This window comes from Kribbella sp. NPDC049584 (assembly GCF_040675555.1).
Lineage (GTDB): Bacteria > Actinomycetota > Actinomycetes > Propionibacteriales > Kribbellaceae > Kribbella.
In genome coordinates this window covers 66,288-87,196 of the sequence record NZ_JBFAPF010000005.1, presented here as the reverse complement: position 1 = coordinate 87,196, position 20,909 = coordinate 66,288, and the positions used below count along the sequence as shown (strand labels likewise).

Genomic DNA, 20,909 nt, shown 5'->3' with positions numbered 1-20,909 from the left:
TCCCCAGGCCATCACAATCACCGACGTCCACGCCCGCCCAGGCGGCCGGCGCCCCGGGCGGGCCGGATGTGATGGTCTGGAGATCCTCACACATTCCGCCTCCGCACCGTTCCATTCACATGAAGCGAACTGTCGAGCCCAAGGTCCTGTACTTCGGTACGCCGGTTGTCCTGATCAGCTCCCTCAACCCCGACGGCACGACGAACCTCGCGCCGATGTCGTCGGCGTGGTGGCTCGGGTACACCGCGATGCTCGGGATGGGGACCAGCGCCCAGACCGTGAAGAACCTCGTCGAGCGGCCGGAGATCGTCCTGAATCTGGTCGACCCGGCCATGGTCCCCGCGCTCGACCGGATCGCCCTACTGACCGGATCGCAGGAGATGTCCGACGCGAAGCGGGCACGCGGGTACCGGTACGAGCCGGACAAGTTCGCCGCGGCCGGCCTGACCCGCGAGCCGAGCGAGTTGTCCGACCTGCATTCGGTCGTCGAGAGCCCGATCAACCTCGAAGGACGCATCGAGGCGATCAACGAGATCGGCGGGCCGGACTCGCACCTGTGCTCGCTGGAGATGAAGGTCGAGCGCGTGCGGGTCCGCGAAGACCTGCTGATGAGCAACGACCGCTACATCGACCCGCTGCGGTGGGACCCGCTGATCATGAAGTTCACCGAGTACTTCGCCGGCGGCAGCCCGGCGTACGCGTCCTCGCTCGCGCGCGGCTGGCAGATGCCGCCGATGCCGATCGCAGTCGGGTCAGGCGACTGACGTCAGCTCCGGATCGCCGGACTCCACGGCACGCGGGGTCCGGCGCCGGATGATCGTGCAGGCCATGCCGCCGATCACCAGCACGGCAGCGATCCCCTGCTGCAGCCCGACGGCCTCGCCGCGCAGTACCCAGGCGGCCGACATCCCGACGATCGGCACGAGCAGCGAGAACGGCGCGACCGTGCTCGCGTCGTACTGCCGGAGCAGGTAGCCCCACACCCCGAAACCGAACAGGGTGGCGCCGAAGGCCAGGTACGCGATCGCGCCGATGCCGCTGAGGTTGATGTCGCGCACCGCGTCGACGTCGGCGCGCGGCCCTTCGGTGATCAGGGACAGGATCAGCAGCGGTACGACGGCGACCGCGCTCACCCAGACCATGAAGCGCAGCGTGTCCGGCGGCTTGGCGTACCGGGTGATCGTGTTCGACACGCCCCAGAAGCCTGCCGCCACGAGGACGAGGACCAGTGCGCCGACCGGGGCCGACAGCTTGCGGTCGAGCACGATCAGCGCGATCCCGACGCACGCGATCACGATGCCGGCGAGCTGCGCCGGCCGCGGACGCTCCCGCAGTACGGCGATCGCGAACAAGACCGTGAAGATCACCTGGGCCTGCAGTACGAGCGACGACAGACCGGCCGGTACGCCGTGATCCATCGCGATGAACAGCAGACCGAACTTCGCCACGCCGAGCGCGAGCCCGACGCCGACGACGTACCGCCAGGGGACGCGGGGTTTGCCGAGCACGAAGATCGCCGGGACGGCGGCGAAGAAGAACCGCAGCGCGGACAGCAGGAGCGGCGGAACGCCTTCCAGACCGACCTCGATGATGACGAAGTTGATGCCCCAGACAACGACGACGGCGAGGGCGAGGAGCAGGTCACGAGGCTTCATGCGGTCCAGTGTGGGTGGCGCTACACTTAAGGACCAGCACCGATTTCTACCGCCTTCGATGTAGGAGTGCTACATGATCGATCTCGGTCGGCTCCGCGCGCTGCACGCGGTCGCGCAGTACGGATCGGTCAACCGGGCGGCCGAGGTGCTCGGCTACACACCTTCCGCGGTGTCGCAGCAGCTGGCGAAGCTCGAGCGCGAGACGCGGACGACGCTGATCGAGCGGCAGGGGCGCGGGATCGTGCTGACCGACGCGGCCCAGCAGCTCGCGTCGACGGCGGCCCGGATTCTCGCGCTCGTCGAGGACGCCGAGCTGACGCTGGACGAGCAGCGTGGACAGGTGATCGGGACGCTCAGCATCGCGGCCTTTCCGACCGCTGCGCGCGGGCTGCTGCCGGCGGCGCTGGTGCGGCTCCTCCACGATCACGCCGGGTTGGACATCCGGGTCCGGGAGACCGATCCGTTCGAGGCGGTGGCGGCGGTCAACCGTGGCGAGATCGATGTGGCGGTCGTGCATGACTGGCACAACACGCCACTCGCATTGCCGGAGGGATTGTCGCGGGCAAAGCTCGGCACGGATCCGGCCGACGTCCTGGTGCCGGCGTCGCATCGTCTTGCCGGCAAGGAGTTCGTGCGCGCGGAGGACCTGGTCGGCGAACGCTGGATCTGCCAGCCCGCCGGATCGATCTGCCACGAATGGCTGATCCGGACGATGCGCCGCGCGGGCGTCGAGCCGGAGGTCGCGTTCTCCATCGCGGAGTACCAGACCCAACTCGCGATGCTTGCCCGCGGCATCGGCATCGGACTGCTCCCGCGTCTCGGCCGCGGCGCGGTCCCAGCCGGCGTGGTCGTCGTACCGCTGCAGCCGGCTCCGACCCGCCGCCTATACGCCGTCTGGCGGACGACCACCTCGCGCCGGCCGGCGATCAGCGTGACCCTGGAGACCCTGAAGGCGGCCTGGCCCGACCGCGACACGGCCTGATCAGCTGTGCCGGAAGGCAGGTTTCGCCGACGGTGCATCGACGATCTGCCGAAGCTTGGCCTCGGTCTCGTCGTCGAGCGCAGTGTAGACGGTCGCCCGGAGCGGCCCGGCCGGCGACAGCCACAGGTTGATCGGATCCATCTTCAGGATCCCGAACCCGTCGATCTCCAGCATCTTCGTCCGGGTGCTCGGCGCTGCGACGTCGTACCGCTCCCACAGTTCGGTGAAGTACGGCGAGATCCTGAGCAGACTCTGGATCAGGTCCTGCCAGAGCGGGTCGCCGAGGTGGTCGGCCGATGCCGCGCGGAACGCCGCGACCATGTGGTGCCTGGTCGACTCGCCGTCGACGAACGTGCAGTTCCACTCATCCGAGACGAAGTTCAGCCAGAGCAGGTTCCGGTCCTCGACCGGAACCTTCTCCAGATCGATGACGACCCGGCAGTAGGCCTCGTTGAAGGCGAGGATGTCGTACCGCTTGTTCAGCACCACGGCCGGGTACGGCGAGACCGCGTCGAGGGTCTTCTGCGCCGACGGCGGCAACGCCGAGCACGCTCCCGGCGCAGGACCGGACCGGCTCCCGGCCAGCCGGTACAGGTGGATGCGCTCCTGCCGGTCGAACCGCAGCGCCGTCGCGATCGCGTCCAGGACCTGCGAGGACACGTTGATGTCGCGGCCCTGCTCGAGCCAGGTGTACCAGGTGACGCCGACCCCGGCGAGCAGCGCGACCTCCTCGCGGCGCAGTCCCGGCGTACGCCGTCGGCCGCCGGGTGCGAACCCGACCTCGTCCGGCCGGATGCGCTCGCGCCGGCTGCGCAGGAAGAGGCCCAGCTCCCGCCGCTCGGCAGTCACGGTTCTGTCGGTGGCGGCTGGGACAGTGGTCATGGTTCCATCATGGGCACAGATCAAGCCTGGTGCCAGGTGCTGCGAGTAATAGGATAACCAGGCTCTCACCACCAGGCTCCGATCGCGTTCAGGCTGGACGCATGACAGACCAGCTCCAAGCCGCCACCACCGGAGCGCCCGCCCGGCCGCAGGCCGCCGCGGCGCCGCTGAGGCCGGTGGCGCTCACGACTCTGATCTTCGGCGCCTTCCTGCCGATGCTCTCCTTCTTCGTCATCAACGTTGCCCTGCCCGCGATCGGCTCGGACCTGCGAGCCACCTCGGGCGAGCTTCAACTGGTGGTCGGCAGCTACGGCATCGCCGTCGCCACCCTCCTCGTGGTCGGCGGCCGCCTCGGCGACAAGTTGGGCCGCAAACGCCTGTTCATGATCGGTCTGATCGGTTTCACCGTGATGTCGCTGATCTGCGCCGTCGCCCCGAGCATCGGCGTACTTCTGGTCGCCCGCGTCGTCCAGGGTGCGGCCGGCGCGGCGGTCACTCCGCAGGTGCTGGCGACGATCACCAGCCTGCTCACCGGCGAACACCGGGCCCGGGCCATGGCCATGTACGGCGTGGCCGGCGGCGCCGCGGCAGCGTTCGGCCAGATCCTCGGCGGTGTACTGGTCGAGGCGAATGTGTTCGATCTCGGCTGGCGGGCCGTGTTCCTCGTCAACGTCCCGGTCGGCGTCGTCGGCGTGCTTGCAGCGATCCGGCTGATTCCGGAGACCAAGGCCGGCAAGGCACAGCGCGTCGACCTGGTCGGAGCCGCACTGCTCGCGCTGACGTTGGTCCTCCTGCTCCTGCCGCTCACCGAGGGCAGGCCGCTCGGCTGGCCGCTGTGGACCTGGCTCTGCCTGGCCGCGACGATTCCGGCCGTACTGGCGCTCGGCGTACATCAGCACCGCTCCGAGCAGACCGGACGGTCTCCCCTGATCCCGCCGACCGTGCTGCGGTTGCGGGCGATGCGGATCGGCCTCCTGCTGGCCGTAGCGTTCTTCACGACGTTCGGCGGCTTCATGTTCGTGTTCGCGCTCGCCACCCAGGGCGAGGCGCACATGTCTCCACTGGAAGGCGGTCTGAGCCTGCTGCCGATGGCGGTGGGGTTCCTGATCACCTCGATCTACGGACCACGCCTCCAGGTGCGGTACGGCGCCGGCCTGATCGTCCGCGGGTGGATCATCCAGGGCATCGGGTACGCCGTACTCGCGGTCGCGGCGCTGACCCTGTGGCCCGACGTGAACCCGCTGAAGCTCGCCCTGCCGATGCTGATCGCGGGCTTCGGCTCAGGGCTGGTCATGGTCCCGCTGATGGGTGTGGTGCTCAGTCAGGTCCCGCCGGCGCAGGCAGGCCTCGGTAGCGGCATCCTGCTGACCAGCCAGCAGACCTGCCTGGCGCTTGGCGCAGCCACGGTCGGCACCGCCTACCTGTCGCTGGCGGGCAGGTCCTGGGGTCAGGGTGGTGCGTTGGCCGCAGTAGCTCTGGCCATCACCGCGATCTCGCTACTGATGACCCCGGTGACTAATCAGCTCCGCAGTCGCTAACGCGGGGCTGGTCCGGTCGACTCACGGACCACGAGCCGTGGAACGAGCGACTCCTGCCGACGAGGTGACTCCGGGTCCGCCAGGCGCGCCCGGAGTACCTCGACCGCTCTGCGGCCGACCTCCAGCTTCACCGGCGATACAGCAGTGAGTGGTACGTCGGACAGCTCGGCGATCTCGTCGTCGTAGCTGATCACCGACAGCTCGCCCGGTACGTCGATCCCATGGGCCAGCGCCACGTTGAGGAGCAGGTTGGCCTCACGGTCCGCGAAGCAGATCACGGCGGTGACCCGCTCCCGCGATACCTCGGCCAAGAAGCGGTCCACGTCCGCACCCGTCCAGCGGTCGAGCGCACGGCTCAGCACCGGCACGTCACCCAGCCCGGCCCGCACCTGCGGCGCGGTATGCGGGCTGGTGCGTTCAAGGTAGGCGATCCGGGCGTGCCCGAGCTCCTTCAGGTGTTTCAATGCCAGCCGAGCACCCGCGGCGTGGTTGGTACCGACGAACTCGTGCAGCGTGGCCGGGTCCTCCAGTCCGCGCTCCACCAACACCACAGGCAGATCCAGCTCCTCGAACTCGGCCGTGTCCGGTGCGACGATCAGGCCGGCAACACCGGCACCGACGAGCCCATCGATCGCCAACCTGGTCTCGGCAGAGTCCCACTCGGTACTGCGGAGCAGCATCTGCGCGCCGTGCTCGGACAATTCGCGTTCGATCCCCACGATGATCCGCGGGTAGTAGTACGTCATCGACGGCACGGCGACGCCGATCAGCGGACCGGTGCTGGGGCTCGCGATGTACATCCCTGAGCCCTGACGGCGGTACACCAGCCCGTCCTGGACCAGCAGGTCGACCGCCCGGCGCACGGTGTTCAGACTGACGCCTTGCTCGGCGGCCAACTGCTGCTCGGTCGGCAGCTTGCCGCCCGGCCAGCGCAGCTCGGCGATCCCACGGCGCAGTTCAGCGGCCAGTTGCCGTGCCTTCTGGCCCCGTACGACGTCAGTCACAGCGCTGACTCTACCGGGGTGAATCCGGAAATTCATTCGCATGAATCTGTTGCCAAAGGGAATGACTTGGCACAGACTCATTCGTCAGCAGCGCCTCAGTGATTCCGCCACCACTGCAGGAGACCTCATGAAACGCAGGACGTTCCTCGCCGCCTCGACCGCCACCGCCGCCGCCATGACCCTGAGCCCCCGCGCGTTCGCCGATCCCACCGATTTCACCGCTCTCCGCCGGAAATGGGCCGACGCGCTCACCGGCGGGTCGGTCCTCGACCCGTCCGACCCCGACTTCGCCGCTGCGCTGACCCGCCTCGACGCCGGCGCGACAGCATCGCTCGCCAAGCTCGACCGATCGGCATCGCGCACACAGGTCTTCACCGACTACCCGCTGACCGCCGATCCCTCGGTCGCGAACACGTACGTCCGGCTGGAACAACTCGCCACCGCTTGGGCGACGCCGGGTTCGCAGTACCACTCCAGCGCGAGTGTGCTCGCCGACGTGCAGGCCGCGCTGGAGTCGATGGACCAGCTGATCTACAACCCCGGACAGGCCGAGTTCGGCAACTGGTGGTCGTGGGAGATCGGTGCGACCAAGCCGCTCGCGAACACGATGGTCCTGCTGTACGACGTCCTGCCGGCCGAGGCCCGGGCGCGGTACTGCGCCGCGATCGACCACTTCCTGCCGGATCCGTACCAGATGTTCCCGCCGTCGCGCGCCGTCGTGTCGACGGGAGCCAATCGGGTGGACCTGTGCCAGGCGGCCATCGTCCGCGCGCTGGTCACCGAGGACGAAGCGAGGCTCGTACACGCACGGGACGGGTTGAGCGACGTCTGGCAGTACGTAACGACCGGCGACGGCTTCTACCGTGACGGCTCGTTCGTCCAGCACACCTGGGTCGCGTACACCGGCACCTACGGGCAGGTGCTGCTGGGCGGCCTCGGGAAGCTGCTTGCGCTGCTGGCGGGTTCGCCGTGGGCGGTGACCGACCCGAAGCGGCAGATCCTGTTCGACTCTGTCGCCAGGACGTTCCTGCCGGTCGTCCACGATCTGCGGATGATGGACTTCGTCCGCGGGCGCGCGGTGTCGCGCAGCACCGAGTCGGATCACGACGACGCCTACATCGCCGCCGAGGCGATCCTGCGCCTGGCCGCGGGGATCGACGCCTCGCTGGCCGGCCCCTGGCGCGCCGCCGTCGCCGGCTGGCTGGAGCGCGACACGTTCGGAAACATGTTGTCGGGGGCAAGCATTCCGCGGGTGGCGCTGATCAAGTCCGTGCAGGGTGTGGAGCCGGCCGCCGAGGCGGACGGGCACACCTTGTTCGCGAGCATGGACCGGTCGGTGCACCGGCGGTCCGGGTGGGCGTACGCGATCTCGATGGCCAGCCGCCGGATCGCGTACTACGAATGCGGCAACGGCGAGAACGACCAGGGCTGGCACTCCGGGTCCGGGATGACCTATCTGTACGACCACGACAACGGGCAGTACGCCGATGCCTTCTGGCCGACCGTCGATCGCACTCGTCTCCCCGGCATCACGGTCGACAAGTTGCCGCTCGCACCGAAGGCCGGCGGCGAATGGGGTGCGGCCCGGCCGACGACCAGCTGGGTCGGCGGCACCACTCTCGACGGGTACGCCGCTGTCGGCCAGGACCTGCAAGGGCCGTCCTCGCCGATGCGCGCGCGGAAGTCATGGTTCTGCCTGGACCGCTACGTCGTCGCTCTGGGCACCGGTATCGCCGGCGCCAGCGGGCATCCGGTGGAGACCGTCGTGGAGAACCGGAATCTGCACAGCGACGGGACGAACACGCTGACTGTCGACGGCCAGGTACAGGACCCGGCGCTGGGCGACACGGCGACGATCGAAGACGCTCGATGGGCGCATCTGGAAGGTGTCGGCGGCTACGTGTTCCCGTCGGGTGCGGACGTGCACGTGTTGCGAGAGGCCCGGACAGGGGCGTGGCGGGACATCAACACGGGTGGCCCGACGACACCGATCACACGGCGGTACGCGACCCTGTGGATGGATCACGGGGTGGATCCGGCGGGGGCGTCGTACGGGTATCTGGTCGTTCCGGGCGCATCGGTCGCTCAGACCAGGGCGTTGTCGCGCAACCCAGGGGTTGTGATCCTCGGCAACACCACGGTGGTGCAGGCCGTACTCGATCTCGGACACGGTCTGACGCTGGCGAACTTCTGGCAGGCCGGTCGGGTCGGTGGGCTGGTTGCGGACGACCCGTGTTCAGTCGTTCGCCGGATCGACGGACCGACCATTCGGATCGGCATCTCGGACCCGACCCAGCTCGCGACGTCGCTCCAGCTGCACCTGCTCGCGCCTGGCGCGCGGCTGGTCGAGGCGGACGAGGGCGTGACAGTTCGCCGTACGCTGCTGGGCGCCGACGTGACCGTCGATGTGACCGGAGCGGCCGGCTCGACGCGGTACGTGACACTACGACTGTGACCAGTGCGCCGGTCGCACGACGGCCGGCGGGAGTTTGGTCGTGTCATCGCCGCGGGCTGCGTTGATCTGTGACTGGGTCAGGAAGAGGGCGCCGGTCAGATCTGCCCGGCGAAGATCGGCGTCGCGGAGGTCGGCGCCGATCAGGTCTGCCTGCCGGAGATCGGCGGCACAGAGGTCCGCGGCGATCAGGTACGCGCCGCGGAGGTTGGCCTTGCGCAGGTCGGCGCCGCGGAGCTTCGCCCCGATCAGGTCGGCGCCGCGGTGTTCCTTCTTCTTGGGCTGTTTGCCGCGGATGCGTTGGCTGGTCTTGAGGAGCAGTTCGTTCACGGCCGCGCGTTCGGCGTTCACGTCGACGGTTGTGAGGTCCGGCGTACGGCTGACGTCCTCGATGCGGGCGATCGCCTCGCGCGCGGTCTCGTCGTACTCGAGCACCTGGTCGAGGTACCAGAGCAGCTCGTGCAGCTGGCGGAGGATCGGTAGCGCCGCGAACATCTCCGGCGCGGACTGGCCGCGTTTGGTGATCTCCTGGCCGGCGCCGAAACAGTCGTACGTCGTGCAGCCCTGGAAGCCCTTACTGCGCAGGTTTTTGTGGATCGTGCAGCGGAAGTCGTCACTGAGATTCGGGCACGGTTCACCCGCGGGCTTGTCCAGCGCGAAGTCCGCCGACTTCGTGAAAGTCAGCGCGATGCAGCAGAGTCCGACGCAGCTCGCGCAGTCGGCCCTGAGGTCAGTTCTGCTCGGCAACCGTGTGGCCGGTGCGGCGCCAGCGGATGCCGGCCTCGATGAACTCGTCGATCTCACCGTCGAACACCCCGGACGTGTTACCGGACTCGTACTGCGTCCGCAGGTCCTTCACCATCTGGTACGGGTGCAGGACGTAGGACCGCATCTGATCGCCCCACGAACCGGCCACGTCACCGCGCAGCGCGTCGAGCTGGGCCCGCTCCTCGGCCTTCTTCAGCGCGAGCAGCTTGGCCTTCAGGATGACCATCGCGCTGGCCTTGTTCTGCAGCTGAGACTTCTCGTTCTGGCACGAAACCACGGTGCCGGTCGGGATGTGCGTGATCCGGACCGCGGAGTCGGTGGTGTTGACGCTCTGACCACCCGGACCGGACGAGCGGTACACGTCGATCCGCAGCTCTTCTTCCGGTACGTCGATCTCGTCGGTCTGCTCGAGCACCGGGACCACCTCGACCGCGGCGAACGACGTCTGCCGGCGGCCCTGGTTGTCGAACGGCGAGATCCGCACCAGCCGGTGCGTCCCCGACTCGACACTCAGCGTGCCGTACGCGTACGGCGCCTTGACCCCGAACGTGGTCGACTTGATCCCGGCCTCTTCGGCGTACGACGTGTCGTAGACCTCGGTCGGGTAGCCGTGCCGCTCGGCCCAGCGCAGGTACATCCGCTGCAGCATCTCGGCGAAGTCCGCCGCGTCGACACCGCCCGCGCCGGAACGGATCGTCACCAGCGCCTCGCGCTCGTCGTACTCACCGGACAGCAGCGTGCGGACCTCGAGGGACTGGATCGCCTTGGCCAGCGAGCCGAGCTCCTTCTCCGCCTCGGCCATGCTGTCCGCGTCGTTCTCCTCGCGGCCGAGCTCGACCAGGACACCGAGATCGTCGACCCGGCTGCGCAGCGCGGTCACCCGCTCCACGTCGGCCTGCAGGCTGGAAAGCCGCGACGTCACCTTCTGCGCGTTCGCCTGGTCGTCCCAGAGGTCGGGCGCAGCGACCTGCTCGCCGAGCTCCTCGATCTCCTTGCGCAGTGCGGGGAGATCAAGCACTTTCTCGATCGAGGTCATCGTCACGTCGAGCTGCTTCAGCTCCGCGTCAAAATCCAGTCCAGCCACAACGAAACAGCGTACCTCAGGCGAGACCTCGACGAAGAACGGCGAAAACCTGAGTAACCGCCTGCTCGAGCTCGGTTTGCGCGGCGGCCAGCTCCTGCGGCGACGCGTGGTCGGGCAGCACGCGCATCAACTGCTCCTCCAAGACCTTCTGCGCGGCGGCGTACTGCGCTGCGATCAGCCGGTTGCGCAGGTGATCGGGGGCGCGTTCGTCGAGCGCCGCGGTGAGCGTGATCTCCAGCTCGGCAGCCTGCAACCGGCGACGGGCCTCCAGCGCCGGGCTGTTCTCAATGGTGCGGACGAATTGCTTCCAGGTCGCCAGATGCCCGACCTCGAACCGGTCCCGTGTCCCGGCCAGGTAATGCTCCTCGAGCACATCGATCGGATCCGCGTCCGCCGGCGCCTCCCGGATCGCTTGCGCCGGCCCCAGCCACCACCCCGACTCGTCGAAGAACAGATCCTCCTTCGCCGGGAAGTGGTTGAACACGGTCTGTACGGCGACATCGGCCGCGCGCGCCACCTCCGCAACCGTGACGGCGTCGAACCCGCGCTCGAGGAACAGCCGCGTGGCCACGTCCGAGATGGCGTGCCGCGTCTGCTGCTTCTTGCGTTCCCGCCGCCCGAGCTCCATTGCCTCCATTGCACCCAGCGTAGGGCATCTGCTTTACTGATTCCAATCATGTAGTCACTACATCTTTGGAGCATATCCAATGACAATTCTTGTCACCGGCGGCCGCGGCGCGATCGCCCGCGCCGTCACTGCCGGCCTGATCGCGGCCGGACGAGACGTCCGCGTCGCCAGCCGAGAGCCCTCCGCTCTCCCGTCGGCCGTCGGCTACGACCCCGCCGACCCGGCGCCCGCGCTCCGCGACATCAGCCAGGTGTTCCTGTACTCCGACCCGAGGACCGCACCCGCCTTCGCGGCCGCAGCCGAGGCCGCCGGGGTGAAGCAGGTCGTACTACTCTCGTCGCTCTCTTCCCTCGGCGGTCCGGAGGATCCGCACGCGAAGACCGAGCAGGTGATCGCCGACGGGTCGTATGCGACGACCCGGTTGCAGCCCGGCGCGTTCATGAGCAACGCGAGGTACTGGGCGCATCAGGTCCGCGCGACCGGTCAGATCCGCCTGCCGTACCTCGACGCCGAGGAGGCGCCGATCCACGAGCAGGACATCGCCGACGCGGCGCTCCGCATCCTCCTCGACGGCCCCGGCAACGGGCATGACGGCCGCGGCTATCCGCTCACCGGCCCCGAGTCGATGACCCGCCGTCACCAGATCGGCCTCATCACCGCCACCACCGGCGTACCGATCGAGGCCGTCGACCTGACGCCCGAGGAGGCGCGTGCCGAGATGGGCATGCGCGACGAGGGTCAACGCGAGACCCTGCTGGCCTACTGGAAGTCCCGCGTCGGCGCGCCCCAGCGCATAGAGCCCGGCGTCGAACTCCTCACCGGCCACACCGGCCGCACGTTCCAGACCTGGCTGACCGACAACCCCGGGCTGTTCTGACCCAGCCGCTGGCTGGCGGGTTGTTTCGCCGCTGGCGGGTTGCAACACGTCAGCGGAGGCACAACCCGTTAGCGGATCGGCACGATGGCGGCGGCCTCTGAGGACAGGTCGGTTGAGGTGGGGAAGCCTGGTGGGTGGAAGGGGAGGTTCGCGGTGGAGGTCAGGTGGACGGTGACTGTCGTGCCCTCGACGTCGACGGACCAGCCGAGGCTGTCGAATCTGTTGCTGGCGGCAACTTCGTTGAGGTAGTCGGCGGTCAGGCGGGCGACCTGGTCGGGGTCGATCGCCGCGTTGCCGCCCGCGCCAGGCTGGGCATAGACCGCAGCCAGGCCGTTGGCGGCCGCGAGGACGGCGCCGTCGGCAGTCGCATCGAGGTCGCGGCGGACCAGGAAGGCCTTCGAGATGTCGGTCACCACCACGATCATCATCAGGATGACCACAGTGAACCCGATGATCAGGACGGTCATCTGCCCGTCCTCACCTCGCCTCCGCCGACTCATCCGTTGCCCTTGGCTTCGCGGTAGTCGCCGAACGCCTCGGTGTGCGAGGCGCTGATCCGGATCGCCGGCGGCTCGCCGCCCAGCACGTCCGGGATCAGCGGCAGGCGTACTTCGGTGTTGAGCGTGACGGTCACCGTCGACCCGGGCTGCAGACAGGCCGGGTTACAACTGATCGTGAGCTCGTCGGTGCTGAGCTCCATCCCCTGGTCCTTCATCGCCAGTTTCGCCGCCTCGAACGCCCGCGACCGCGCCTCGTCCTCGGACACGCCGTCCGGCACGATGACGAACGCGCGTCCGGCGGCTCGCGTCGCCGCGGTCGCGCCGTACGACGCGCGCTGTACGTCGAAGACGCCGAGCATGAAGTACACCAACGGCACCATCAGCAGGATCGCCAGCCAGGAGAACTCGACGATCGCACTCCCGCGCTCGTCCCGCCGGCGCCTCATTCGCCGGTCTCCTTCACCGCATGCCCTTGGACGCTGAACGAGATGCCCGGTCCCCACAACCCGAGCGGCGGCATGTGGGCGTTGACGGTGACCTCGACGCCGGGCTGCCCGTCGATATCGGTCGCCTCCGCCGATACCGAGTCGATCAACTGGTCCCGCACCACGCCGCTGATCAGCTCGCGGGTGCGTGCCTCACCGTCGGCCGGCTCCCGGTTGAGCACGGCCGCGTAGTGCGCGCCCTCGGACGCGGCGGCGGTCACGGTGTTGCGCACGTACAGGAGCAGACCGACCTGCAGGATCCCGAGGAACAACGGCACCACGAGCGTCGAGACCAGGACGAAGTCGACAACCGCCGCGCCCCGCTCACCACGGGCTCTGCGCATTACTTGTTGGAGACCGACGACAGGGCGTCCTTGAGCATGGTGGCGAGCTGGTCGCCGGCCACTCGCCAGATCACGACGACCAGGCCGGCCGTCATCACGGTGATCAGGACCCAGCCGGGGACGTCACCGCGCTCTGTACGCGCGGGGCGTGGCTTCAGCAGCAACGCCACGAACAGTCTCGTCAGGTGTAGGGACATGACCTCTCCTCGATTCATCCGGCGATCAGCCGGATTCCGACAGCGCCCGGGTAGAAGGCGAAGGCGATGGTCACCGGGAGGACCAGGAAGATCACCGGCACCATCATGGCTACTTCGCGGCGCGCGCCCGACTCGATCAGCTCGCGGCGCCCCGCTTCCCGGATGTCGGCGGCCTGCGCCCGCAGTACGTCGGCCAACGGGGTGCCGCGCTCCAGCGCCACCGCCAGCCCGTCCGCGAAGCGCGACAGCGCCAGCAATCCGGTGCGGTCCGCGAGCGCGTCGAGCGCGCGGACCAGTGACTCCCCCGCCCTGGTCTCCGCCAGGACCCGTTCCAGCTCGTCGGCCAGGTCGCCCCGGCATGATCGCGTCACCCGGTCGAGCGCCGCCGCCGGCCCCTCACCGGCAGCGACCGATAACGCCAGCAGCTCGGCCACAGTCGGCAACTCGGCAAGCAGTCGCCGCTCGCGGCGTCGCACCTGTGAGGTCAGATAGGTGTCGCGGCCGAGCACTCCGAGGACACCGAGAACCAGGCAGAACACCATCAGGGCGACCGGATCCCCGGTGCCGAACGCCGCCGCGATGATCGAGATCACCAGACCGGCACCGAAAGCCAGCGCACCCCACAGCAATTGCTCGATCCGGAACTCTTCCACGGTCCGTTGGATCCCTGCCCGCTGCAGCCGCCGCCGGACCGTGTTCGCCCCGCCGAGGATCCGCTCGAGCCGTGCCGCCCCCGACCGCAGCGACGGCCCGAACAACCGCAGGATCGCGTAGAACGGCGACCGCGAATCGACCACGCCGACGAAGACATCCGACGCCCCGAGATCCCGCAGGTACGGCGAGATCCGCTCGTCGACCGTTGGTCTGCGCAAGAACGGCAACCGCAGTACGACGACGAGCAACCCGGCGCCGAGCAACGCACCGAGGAAACCGCCAACCAGCATCGGGCTCATCGCAGCACCCGCTCAGGCTCCGGCAGGCGACCGATCCGCAGCATCAACCGATACGCGAGGACGCAGATGACTGCGCCGCCGGCGATGATCAGCGCACCGACGGGCGAGTTGTACCGCTGGATCACATCGCCTTGGAACGACAGCATCGCCAGCACCAGCCACGGCGCGGCGACCGCGACCCGAGCGCCGTTGACCGACCACGACTGCCGCGACTCGAGCTCGGACCGGGTCCGGGCGTCCTCACGCAGGAAGGTCGACAGCGATCGCAGCAGCCGGCCGAGATCGCCACCTCCGACCTCGCGCGCGATCCGTAGCGCCTCGACCACCCGGTCACCGACCGGGTCGGCCAATCGCGCCTTCAACCGGTCGAGCGATTCGGCGAACCGGCCCGTCGACGCATAGTCCGCACCGAACCGCCGGAACGGTTCTCGGAGCGGCAACGGACCACGCTCGCCCACCTGGGCCAATGCCTCCGACAACGACAATCCGGCACGAACCGCGGACGCGACGTTGTCCACAACATCCGGCCACAACTCACGGAACTCGGCCAGCCTCCGGCGAGCCCTCGACCGCACCAGGGCGATCGGCAACCAACCCGCCATCAGCCCGAACACCACACCGACCGGGAGGGCCCTGGAGACGAGGAACATCAGCACGAACCCGACCAGCCCGGTGATCACACAAGCGCCTATGAAGGCACCAGGCGTCAGACCCTCGATCCCTGCGCTGGCAAGCAGTTCACGAGTCCTGCGACGCAGCCGCCCGTCCGTGCCGGGCACCGCCTCCGACGGCGAAACGAACGCCGCGATGATCAGCAGCAGGCCGACCCCGAAGAACAGCCCGATCAGGAGTCCCATCAGCCCACGCCCCGCGGCAACTCGGTGAGCAGTCCGGCCACGTTGTAGCCGGCTTGCTGGAAGCGCTCCGGATGCGGCAGGTGTCCCTCGGCGCGGCGCAGGTATCCGTCGTACGTCACGAACAGCGACTCCGTCTCGATCGCCTGCTCCTCGACCCGCCCGGTGACCGCGACGATCTCCCGCACCCGCCGATGCCCGTCCGCCGCGATCCCCAGGTGTACGACGATGTCGACGCAGCCTGCGACGGTCGGCAGCACGAACCGGGAGCCGATGTTCTCACCGGCCAGCAGCGGCAGCGTGCACATCTTGGTGAGCGCTTCACGGGCGGAGTTCGCATGGATCGTGCACATGCCGGGCAGGCCGCTGTTCAGCGCGAGGAGCAGGTCGAGGCACTCCTCGCCGCGCACCTCGCCGACGATCACCCGGGACGGCCGCATCCGCAGCGACTCCTTGACCAGGTCGCGCAACCGCACCTCGCCGGTGCCCTCCAGACCGGCCTGACGGGTCTGCATCGACACCCAGTCGGGGATCGGCAACTTGATCTCGAAGACCTCCTCGCAGCTGATCACCCGCTCGCTGCCGGGGATCGAACCGGCCAATGCGTTCAGCATCGTGGTCTTGCCGGCCTGCGTTCCGCCGGACACCAGCACATTGAGGCCGACGGCAACAGATGCCTCGAGCACCGCAGCTGCGTGCGGCGTCAACGAACCCAGCTGGACCAGGTCGGTCAGCCGCGTCGCCCGGACGGTGAACTTGCGGATGTTGATCGCCGCATACCGCTGGGTGATGCCGCCGAGGACGATGTGCACCCGGCTCCCGTCGGGCAGCCGGGCGTCGGTGAAGGGTTGTGAGACGTCGATGCGGCGGCCGGTGGTCTTGAGCATCCGCTCGACCAGGTCGCTGACCTCCTCCTCGGTCAGCACGGTCGTGGTCAGCTCGTGCCGGCCCTCGCGGGCGATGAACACCCGGCTCGGCTCGTTGATCCAGATCTCTTCGACGGTCGGGTCGTCCAGGTAGCGCTGCAGCGGCCCGAAGCCGGCGACCCGGTCGTGGACCTCGCGGCTGACCGCCTCCACGTCGCCGATCGGCGGGACAACCCCGCTCAGACTGCGCTCGTCGTACTCCTTGACGACGAGGGCGACGATCGCGTTCACCGCGGCGGGATCGCGGAGCGGGTCGATGCCTTCGCGGCGCACGACGTCGCGCACCTGGGCGTCGATCAGCTCGATGGCACCGTCCCAGCCGGATCGGTGCGCGTCGAGTCTGTCCGCTGTCATCGATCTCCCCGTGAGTGTCCCGTCTGGCGACCACGCGGTCACCATGCGCGACCATCCTTTCAATTCCAGAGCTGCCGGCGCCACTCGCGCAGGCGGCCCTGTGGATAACCGTGACACGCCGAAGGCTCACTCACCGTATCCATCGCCTCACCACCGGGCCAGAAAATTGCAGCTTGTTGCAATCCAGCCGACCGGAGCCGCGTACGGCGCGGGCCACCGCGGACCTCCAGCCGGCCACCGCCGAGCTGGTTGCCTGGGGCATCCGTCGCGGAAAGGTCCTGCCCGCCGCCGGACCGCGGGTCTCCTAGCGGTGCACCAGCGTGTGTTCGAAGGAGTACCGGCTCGCGCGGTACAGGTGGGAGCCGTACTCGACCGGCTGGCCGTGGTCGTCGTACGTGATGCGGGTGGTCGCGAGGAGCGGTGAGCCAGGCTCCTCTGACAGCAGCCGTGCATGCTCCGGTGTTGCTGGGATAGCAGAGATCGTCTGGTGCGCCACCTTCAGCCGGACCCCCTCGGCCCGCAGCAGTTGGTAGAGGCCCCGCTCGGCCAGCGTGGTCGGGTCGGTCTCCAAGAGTTCCGGCGGCAGCCAGTTGCGCATCAGGGCCAACGGCTCGCCATCTGCGCGGCGCAATCGCTCGAGCCGCAGCACGCGTTCGCCCTGCTCGCACTGCAGGGCAGTGGCCACCTCTGCGGTCGCGGGCGAGATCCCGAAGCGCAGGATCTCGGTTTCGGGCTTGCGGTGCGCCGCGGCGAGGTCGTCGTACAGGCTGGTGAGCTCGAGCGACCGGCGTACCTGGCCGGAGTTGCCGACGACCTGCGTGCCGACGCCGCGTTTGCGGACGAGCAGGCCCTGGTCGACCAGGCGGGCGATCGCCTGACGCACTGTCGGCCGGCTGAGCCCGTACGCCTCGGCCAGGTCCACCTCGTTGCTCAGCCGGGATCCGACCGGCAGTTCACCGCCCTGGATGGCCGCTTCGAGCTGCTGCGCCAGTTGAACGTGCAACGGCGTACGGCTGTTCCGGTCGACCTGCACCTGGACGGTACTCATGGGCACATCTTGAATGCTGGGCCCGATTCCGTCGACCCACCACCCGGATTTGATCAGATCCGCACCGGGCGGTGCTCCTCGTACGACGTCATCGCCGCGAGGGCTACTTGCAAGGCATTCCGCGCGTCCCGACCGGTCACCGGCGGTACGCCGTTCGTCCGCACCACGTCCGCGAAGTCAGCGAGCTCCTGCACGTACGCGTCGTGGAACATCTCCTCGTCGCTACGCAACGTCTGCTGGTGCACTCCGGTCATGTTGTAGTGCATCAGAGCGCTACTGGCGAGCTGACCGGCTACGACCATGCCTTCGCTGCCGAACACCTCGCCGCGCACGTCGTACCCGTAGTACGACGAGAAGTTCGCCTCGGCCGTCGCGATCGCACCGTTGTCGAACGTGATCACGACGACCGCCGTGTCGAGCAGGCCAGACTCTTTGTACGCCGGTTCCACCAGCGCGTCTGCTGTCGTGTAGACCTCGACCGGCCGCGCACCGGGATTGAGCCAGAGCAGCGTGTCGAAGTCGTGAATCAGCGTCTCGCGGAAGATCGTCCACTGCGGGATGCGGTCGGCGTACCGCAAGCCGCCGGGACCGCCGGGGTCGCGGGTGATCGAGCGCATCAGCCGCGGCGTCCCGATACCGCCGTCCTCGATCGTTCGGCGCGCCACGGCGAAGTCCCTGGCGAACCTCCGGTTGAAGCCGACTTGGAACGGGACACCCGCGCGATCGGTCGCAGCGATCGCCTGGTCCAGCTCCGCCAGCGTCAGCGAAGCCGGCTTCTCACACCAGACCGCCTTGCCGGCCTCGGCCGCGCGGGTGATCAACTCGGAGTGTGCGATCGCGAGCGAGGTGATCACCACGCCGTCGAGCTCCGGGTCCTTGAGCAACTCGTCGACGGTCACGGAAGCCGCGTCGTATCGGGCTGCGAGTTTCTGGGCCGCATCTGGCCTGGTGTCAGCGACCGCGACCAGCTCGGCGCCGGGCACGTGCCGGGCGATATTGCCGGCATGCATCGTGCCGATCCGGCCGGCCCCGATCAGTCCCAGCCGCACCACCGGCAGCCCGTGATCTGTGCGCATAGCTAACCCTAGAACGTTCAGACCCGGCTGGTACGGCGATACTCCGACGGCGCCTGCCCTGTCTGCGTACTGAACACTCTGCTGAGGTAGAACGCGCTGCGGTAGCCGGTGTGCTCGGCAATGACCTGGAGCGTCTGATCGGTCTCGGCCAGCAGCTCACGTGCCTTCTGCAGGCGGAGGTCACGCAGGTAGGCGACCGGCGTGGTGCCGCGGACCGTCCGGAAGCGCCGAGAGAGCTGGGACGGACTGATGCCGAGGACGGCTGCCAGCTCGGTCAATGACACGTCCGGTGAGGCGTAGTGCTCGTTGAGGTACGTCAGCGCGCTGTGGACCAGTGGGTCTTTCGGGGAGCCGGTGCGGCTGAGCATCAGGACGAGGTCGGTGACGACGTGGGTGGCGATCGTCGTGGTGGCGTTCTCGAGCAGCGTGAGGTTGCCGCGGAGGCGGTCGAGGTCCCGGACCCGGGTGCGGCCGGTTGGCGGCTCCAACTCTGTGATGAAGCGGGCGTGGAAGAAGGAGGTTCGCGTGCGCATGCGGCGGTGGAGGATGCCGCCGGGTGGACAGACGACGACGTCGCCGAACTTTGCGATCCCGTGGGCGTCGCCGACCTGGTAGTCGAAGGAGCCGGTGGCCGGGAGCAGGACGCACCAGGTGTCGTAGGTGTCGAAGGGCAGAGCGAAGTGCAGCCTGGGCGGCGCGAGGAGGTAGCCGTCCAACTCGAGCATGACAAGAAAGTACATGGACATGCTCAGAACCGCTATTTCTCATGGGCTTCGCCTGCTGCAGAGTGCATGACATGGTGGATGTCTGCGTTTACGGAGGGACCGCCGCGGGCTGTGTCGCGGCAATGACGGCGTACCAGGAAGGTGCGTCGGTGCTGCTGATCGAGCCGAGTCGGTGGCTCGGCGGCATGCTCGGTGCCGGGATCAAGCCGGCGCAGGACTGCCCGGTCCCGGCTGCCGCGGGCGGGCTGACGCGGGACGTAGTGTTCGGCTTCGGCAATCACCCGCACAACGTGATGCGCGCCTTTCACGAGTGGATCGCCGCCGCCGGCATCGAGGTAATCTTCGAACGCCGCGTACGGTCGGTCGCACGCGCGGGCAACCGGATCACCTCCATCAAGCTCGAGACGTCGCCGCCGGACCGGTGGGGCGTCCCAGCTGCCGACGGTCTTCCCGATCGCGAGGTCCAGGCGGAGTTCTTCATCGACGCGTCGTACGAGGGCGATCTGATGGCCCTCGCCGGTGTCCCTTACCGAACCGGGCGCGAGTCGCAGGACGTCTTCGGCGAGGAGATCGCAGGCGTCCGTCCAGTCACCAACTGGACCCCGATCGACCCGTACGTCGTCCCAGGTGACAGCACGAGCGGACTGCTACCGCTGGTCGAGGAGGACCACGGCCTGGCGATAGGTGCGGCCGATGACTACACGCAGGCCTACAACTACCGCTTCTACGTCACCACAGACCCTGCCAAGCGTGTGGAGCTCACTCCGCCCGACAACTACTCACCGGCCGACTACGAGCTGGTCCGGCGCTTCCTCGAGCACGCCGACGACCTGTCGGGCATCTTCCCCGGCTGGATCAATTCAGGCGAGTACAACTACCAGCGTGGTTCTCTGGTCACGAATGCTCCGCTCGGGCTGAGCCGCGAGTACCAGGACGGCAGTTGGGACGTTCGCTCGCGCATCTGGCGTCAGCACCTCGATTACCTCCGCGGACTCCACCACTTCCTGTCGACGGACGAGTCTGTGCCCGCAGCGTTCCGTGCGGAGACAGCGGCGTACGGACTGGACGGGAGCGTCTTCCCGGAGACAGACGGCTGGCCGCCGCAGCTGTACGTCCGGGTCTGCAGGCGGCTCGAAGGTCAGTACACGATCACCCACGCCGACGTGATCAACCAGACCGAGCCACCGGACAGCATCGGCCTCGCCCTGTTCGGTGTAGACGTCTATCCGGTACGACGCATCGCCAGCCGCAACGCATCCGGCCAGCTGGGCGTCGCCACCGAGGGCGACATGTTCATCGGCGGCCACCTGGGCACCGGTCGGCCTTACCCGGTCCCCTACCGAGCCATCACTCCCCAACAGACCGGCAACCTCCTGGTCCCGGTCTGCCTGTCCGCCTCCCACATCGGGTACGCCGCGACGCGGATGGAGCCTGTGTTCTGCGTGCTGGCGGAGTCCGCCGCTGTCGCAGCAGTGCAGTCGCTCCGAGCGCAGACCGACGTACAAGCTGTAGATGTGGAAAAGCTGCAGTCCAGACTGATCGAACGTGGACAGGTACTCAGCTGGCAAGCAATCTAG

At 68.4% G+C, this 20,909-nt stretch carries 23 protein-coding genes; 7 read left to right on the top strand and 16 right to left on the bottom strand.

Translation table 11 applies throughout. The features are described 5' to 3' along the window. Window positions 1–119: 119 nt before the first annotated feature. Window positions 120–764 (top strand): flavin reductase family protein, encoded by a 645-nt coding sequence (locus AB0J62_RS19185; RefSeq protein ID WP_363872248.1) that lies wholly within the window; start codon window positions 120–122, stop codon window positions 762–764. On the opposite strand, the gene AB0J62_RS19180 is transcribed toward AB0J62_RS19185, so the two are convergent. Next, window positions 753–1,655: an EamA family transporter gene (locus AB0J62_RS19180; protein WP_363872245.1), complete on the bottom strand. Its 903-nt coding sequence runs from the start codon at window positions 1,653–1,655 to the stop codon at window positions 753–755. The genes AB0J62_RS19185 and AB0J62_RS19180 overlap by 12 nt on opposite strands. Window positions 1,656–1,728: 73 nt before the next feature. Here AB0J62_RS19180 and AB0J62_RS19175 point away from each other — a divergent pair, with 73 nt between their 5' ends. Then, entirely contained in the window at window positions 1,729–2,637 is a 909-nt protein-coding gene (locus tag AB0J62_RS19175; RefSeq protein ID WP_363872241.1) for a LysR family transcriptional regulator, read from the top strand. Here the strand turns inward: AB0J62_RS19175 and AB0J62_RS19170 are convergent, their stop codons facing one another. Further along, window positions 2,638–3,519: a helix-turn-helix transcriptional regulator gene (locus tag AB0J62_RS19170; RefSeq protein ID WP_363872238.1), complete on the bottom strand. Its 882-nt coding sequence runs from the start codon at window positions 3,517–3,519 to the stop codon at window positions 2,638–2,640. 101 nt (window positions 3,520–3,620) lie between these two features. Between AB0J62_RS19170 and AB0J62_RS19165 the strand changes: the two genes are divergently transcribed. Next, on the top strand, window positions 3,621–5,057 hold the full coding sequence (locus AB0J62_RS19165) for an MFS transporter (protein WP_363872235.1): 1,437 nt from the start codon (window positions 3,621–3,623) through the stop codon (window positions 5,055–5,057). On the opposite strand, the gene AB0J62_RS19160 is transcribed toward AB0J62_RS19165, so the two are convergent. Next, the gene (locus AB0J62_RS19160) at window positions 5,054–6,061 is read right to left on the bottom strand and encodes a GntR family transcriptional regulator (RefSeq protein ID WP_363872232.1); all 1,008 of its coding nucleotides are present in this window, start codon (window positions 6,059–6,061) and stop codon (window positions 5,054–5,056) included. The two genes, AB0J62_RS19165 and AB0J62_RS19160, sit on opposite strands and share 4 nt — an antisense overlap. Window positions 6,062–6,188: 127 nt before the next feature. Here AB0J62_RS19160 and AB0J62_RS19155 point away from each other — a divergent pair, with 127 nt between their 5' ends. After that, on the top strand, window positions 6,189–8,516 hold the full coding sequence (locus AB0J62_RS19155) for a polysaccharide lyase 8 family protein (RefSeq protein WP_363872229.1): 2,328 nt from the start codon (window positions 6,189–6,191) through the stop codon (window positions 8,514–8,516). Here the strand turns inward: AB0J62_RS19155 and AB0J62_RS19150 are convergent. Genes AB0J62_RS19150 through AB0J62_RS19140 form a run of 3 tightly spaced genes read right to left on the bottom strand, consistent with a single transcriptional unit; the run spans window position 8,505 to window position 11,002 of the window. After that, window positions 8,505–9,260: a pentapeptide repeat-containing protein gene (locus AB0J62_RS19150; RefSeq protein ID WP_363872226.1), complete on the bottom strand. Its 756-nt coding sequence runs from the start codon at window positions 9,258–9,260 to the stop codon at window positions 8,505–8,507. The two genes, AB0J62_RS19155 and AB0J62_RS19150, sit on opposite strands and share 12 nt — an antisense overlap. After that, window positions 9,244–10,365 carry a peptide chain release factor 2 gene (gene prfB / locus AB0J62_RS19145; RefSeq protein WP_363872223.1) on the bottom strand — a complete coding sequence of 374 codons (1,122 nt, stop codon included), beginning with the start codon at window positions 10,363–10,365 and terminating at the stop codon, window positions 9,244–9,246. The genes AB0J62_RS19150 and prfB overlap by 17 nt, the downstream gene beginning before the upstream one ends. Window positions 10,366–10,381: 16 nt before the next feature. Next, the gene (locus AB0J62_RS19140; RefSeq protein WP_363872220.1) at window positions 10,382–11,002 is read right to left on the bottom strand and encodes a helix-turn-helix domain-containing protein; all 621 of its coding nucleotides are present in this window, start codon (window positions 11,000–11,002) and stop codon (window positions 10,382–10,384) included. Between the two features lie 70 nt (window positions 11,003–11,072). On the opposite strand from AB0J62_RS19140, the gene AB0J62_RS19135 reads away from it, so the two are divergent. Further along, window positions 11,073–11,870 carry a hypothetical protein gene (locus AB0J62_RS19135; protein ID WP_363872217.1) on the top strand — a complete coding sequence of 266 codons (798 nt, stop codon included), beginning with the start codon at window positions 11,073–11,075 and terminating at the stop codon, window positions 11,868–11,870. 68 nt (window positions 11,871–11,938) lie between these two features. Here the strand turns inward: AB0J62_RS19135 and AB0J62_RS19130 are convergent, their stop codons facing one another. From AB0J62_RS19130 to AB0J62_RS19100, 7 genes are read right to left on the bottom strand one after another with little or no spacing between them, the layout of a single operon-like run. Continuing rightward, window positions 11,939–12,337, bottom strand: a complete 399-nt coding sequence (locus AB0J62_RS19130; RefSeq protein WP_363872214.1) for a pilus assembly protein TadG-related protein — start codon at window positions 12,335–12,337, stop codon at window positions 11,939–11,941. A 29-nt stretch (window positions 12,338–12,366) separates the two neighbouring features. Then, window positions 12,367–12,816, bottom strand: coding sequence for a hypothetical protein (locus AB0J62_RS19125; protein ID WP_363872211.1), 450 nt, complete (start codon window positions 12,814–12,816; stop codon window positions 12,367–12,369). Then, entirely contained in the window at window positions 12,813–13,199 is a 387-nt protein-coding gene (locus AB0J62_RS19120) for a TadE/TadG family type IV pilus assembly protein (RefSeq protein ID WP_363872208.1), read from the bottom strand. The genes AB0J62_RS19125 and AB0J62_RS19120 overlap by 4 nt, the downstream gene beginning before the upstream one ends. Further along, window positions 13,199–13,396 carry a hypothetical protein gene (locus AB0J62_RS19115; protein WP_134104988.1) on the bottom strand — a complete coding sequence of 66 codons (198 nt, stop codon included), beginning with the start codon at window positions 13,394–13,396 and terminating at the stop codon, window positions 13,199–13,201. Before AB0J62_RS19115 ends, AB0J62_RS19120 begins: the two co-directional genes overlap by 1 nt. Before the next feature lie 14 nt (window positions 13,397–13,410). Further along, on the bottom strand, window positions 13,411–14,349 hold the full coding sequence (locus AB0J62_RS19110) for a type II secretion system F family protein (RefSeq protein ID WP_363872205.1): 939 nt from the start codon (window positions 14,347–14,349) through the stop codon (window positions 13,411–13,413). Continuing rightward, window positions 14,346–15,206, bottom strand: a complete 861-nt coding sequence (locus AB0J62_RS19105) for a type II secretion system F family protein (protein ID WP_363872202.1) — start codon at window positions 15,204–15,206, stop codon at window positions 14,346–14,348. Before AB0J62_RS19105 ends, AB0J62_RS19110 begins: the two co-directional genes overlap by 4 nt. Next, entirely contained in the window at window positions 15,206–16,483 is a 1,278-nt protein-coding gene (locus tag AB0J62_RS19100; RefSeq protein ID WP_363872199.1) for an ATPase, T2SS/T4P/T4SS family, read from the bottom strand. Before AB0J62_RS19100 ends, AB0J62_RS19105 begins: the two co-directional genes overlap by 1 nt. A gap of 173 nt (window positions 16,484–16,656) precedes the next feature. On the opposite strand from AB0J62_RS19100, the gene AB0J62_RS19095 reads away from it, so the two are divergent. Further along, window positions 16,657–16,791: a hypothetical protein gene (locus AB0J62_RS19095; RefSeq protein ID WP_363872196.1), complete on the top strand. Its 135-nt coding sequence runs from the start codon at window positions 16,657–16,659 to the stop codon at window positions 16,789–16,791. Here the strand turns inward: AB0J62_RS19095 and AB0J62_RS19090 are convergent. The 3 genes from AB0J62_RS19090 to AB0J62_RS19080 are packed head-to-tail and all read right to left on the bottom strand — an operon-like array spanning window position 16,788 to window position 19,332. Continuing rightward, window positions 16,788–17,531 (bottom strand): GntR family transcriptional regulator, encoded by a 744-nt coding sequence (locus AB0J62_RS19090; protein WP_363872193.1) that lies wholly within the window; start codon window positions 17,529–17,531, stop codon window positions 16,788–16,790. The two genes, AB0J62_RS19095 and AB0J62_RS19090, sit on opposite strands and share 4 nt — an antisense overlap. Window positions 17,532–17,584: 53 nt before the next feature. Further along, on the bottom strand, window positions 17,585–18,607 hold the full coding sequence (locus AB0J62_RS19085) for a Gfo/Idh/MocA family oxidoreductase (RefSeq protein ID WP_363872190.1): 1,023 nt from the start codon (window positions 18,605–18,607) through the stop codon (window positions 17,585–17,587). Between the two features lie 17 nt (window positions 18,608–18,624). Then, on the bottom strand, window positions 18,625–19,332 hold the full coding sequence (locus AB0J62_RS19080) for an AraC family transcriptional regulator (protein WP_363872187.1): 708 nt from the start codon (window positions 19,330–19,332) through the stop codon (window positions 18,625–18,627). A 71-nt stretch (window positions 19,333–19,403) separates the two neighbouring features. Here AB0J62_RS19080 and AB0J62_RS19075 point away from each other — a divergent pair, with 71 nt between their 5' ends. Then, window positions 19,404–20,909 (top strand): FAD-dependent oxidoreductase, encoded by a 1,506-nt coding sequence (locus AB0J62_RS19075; protein WP_363872184.1) that lies wholly within the window; start codon window positions 19,404–19,406, stop codon window positions 20,907–20,909.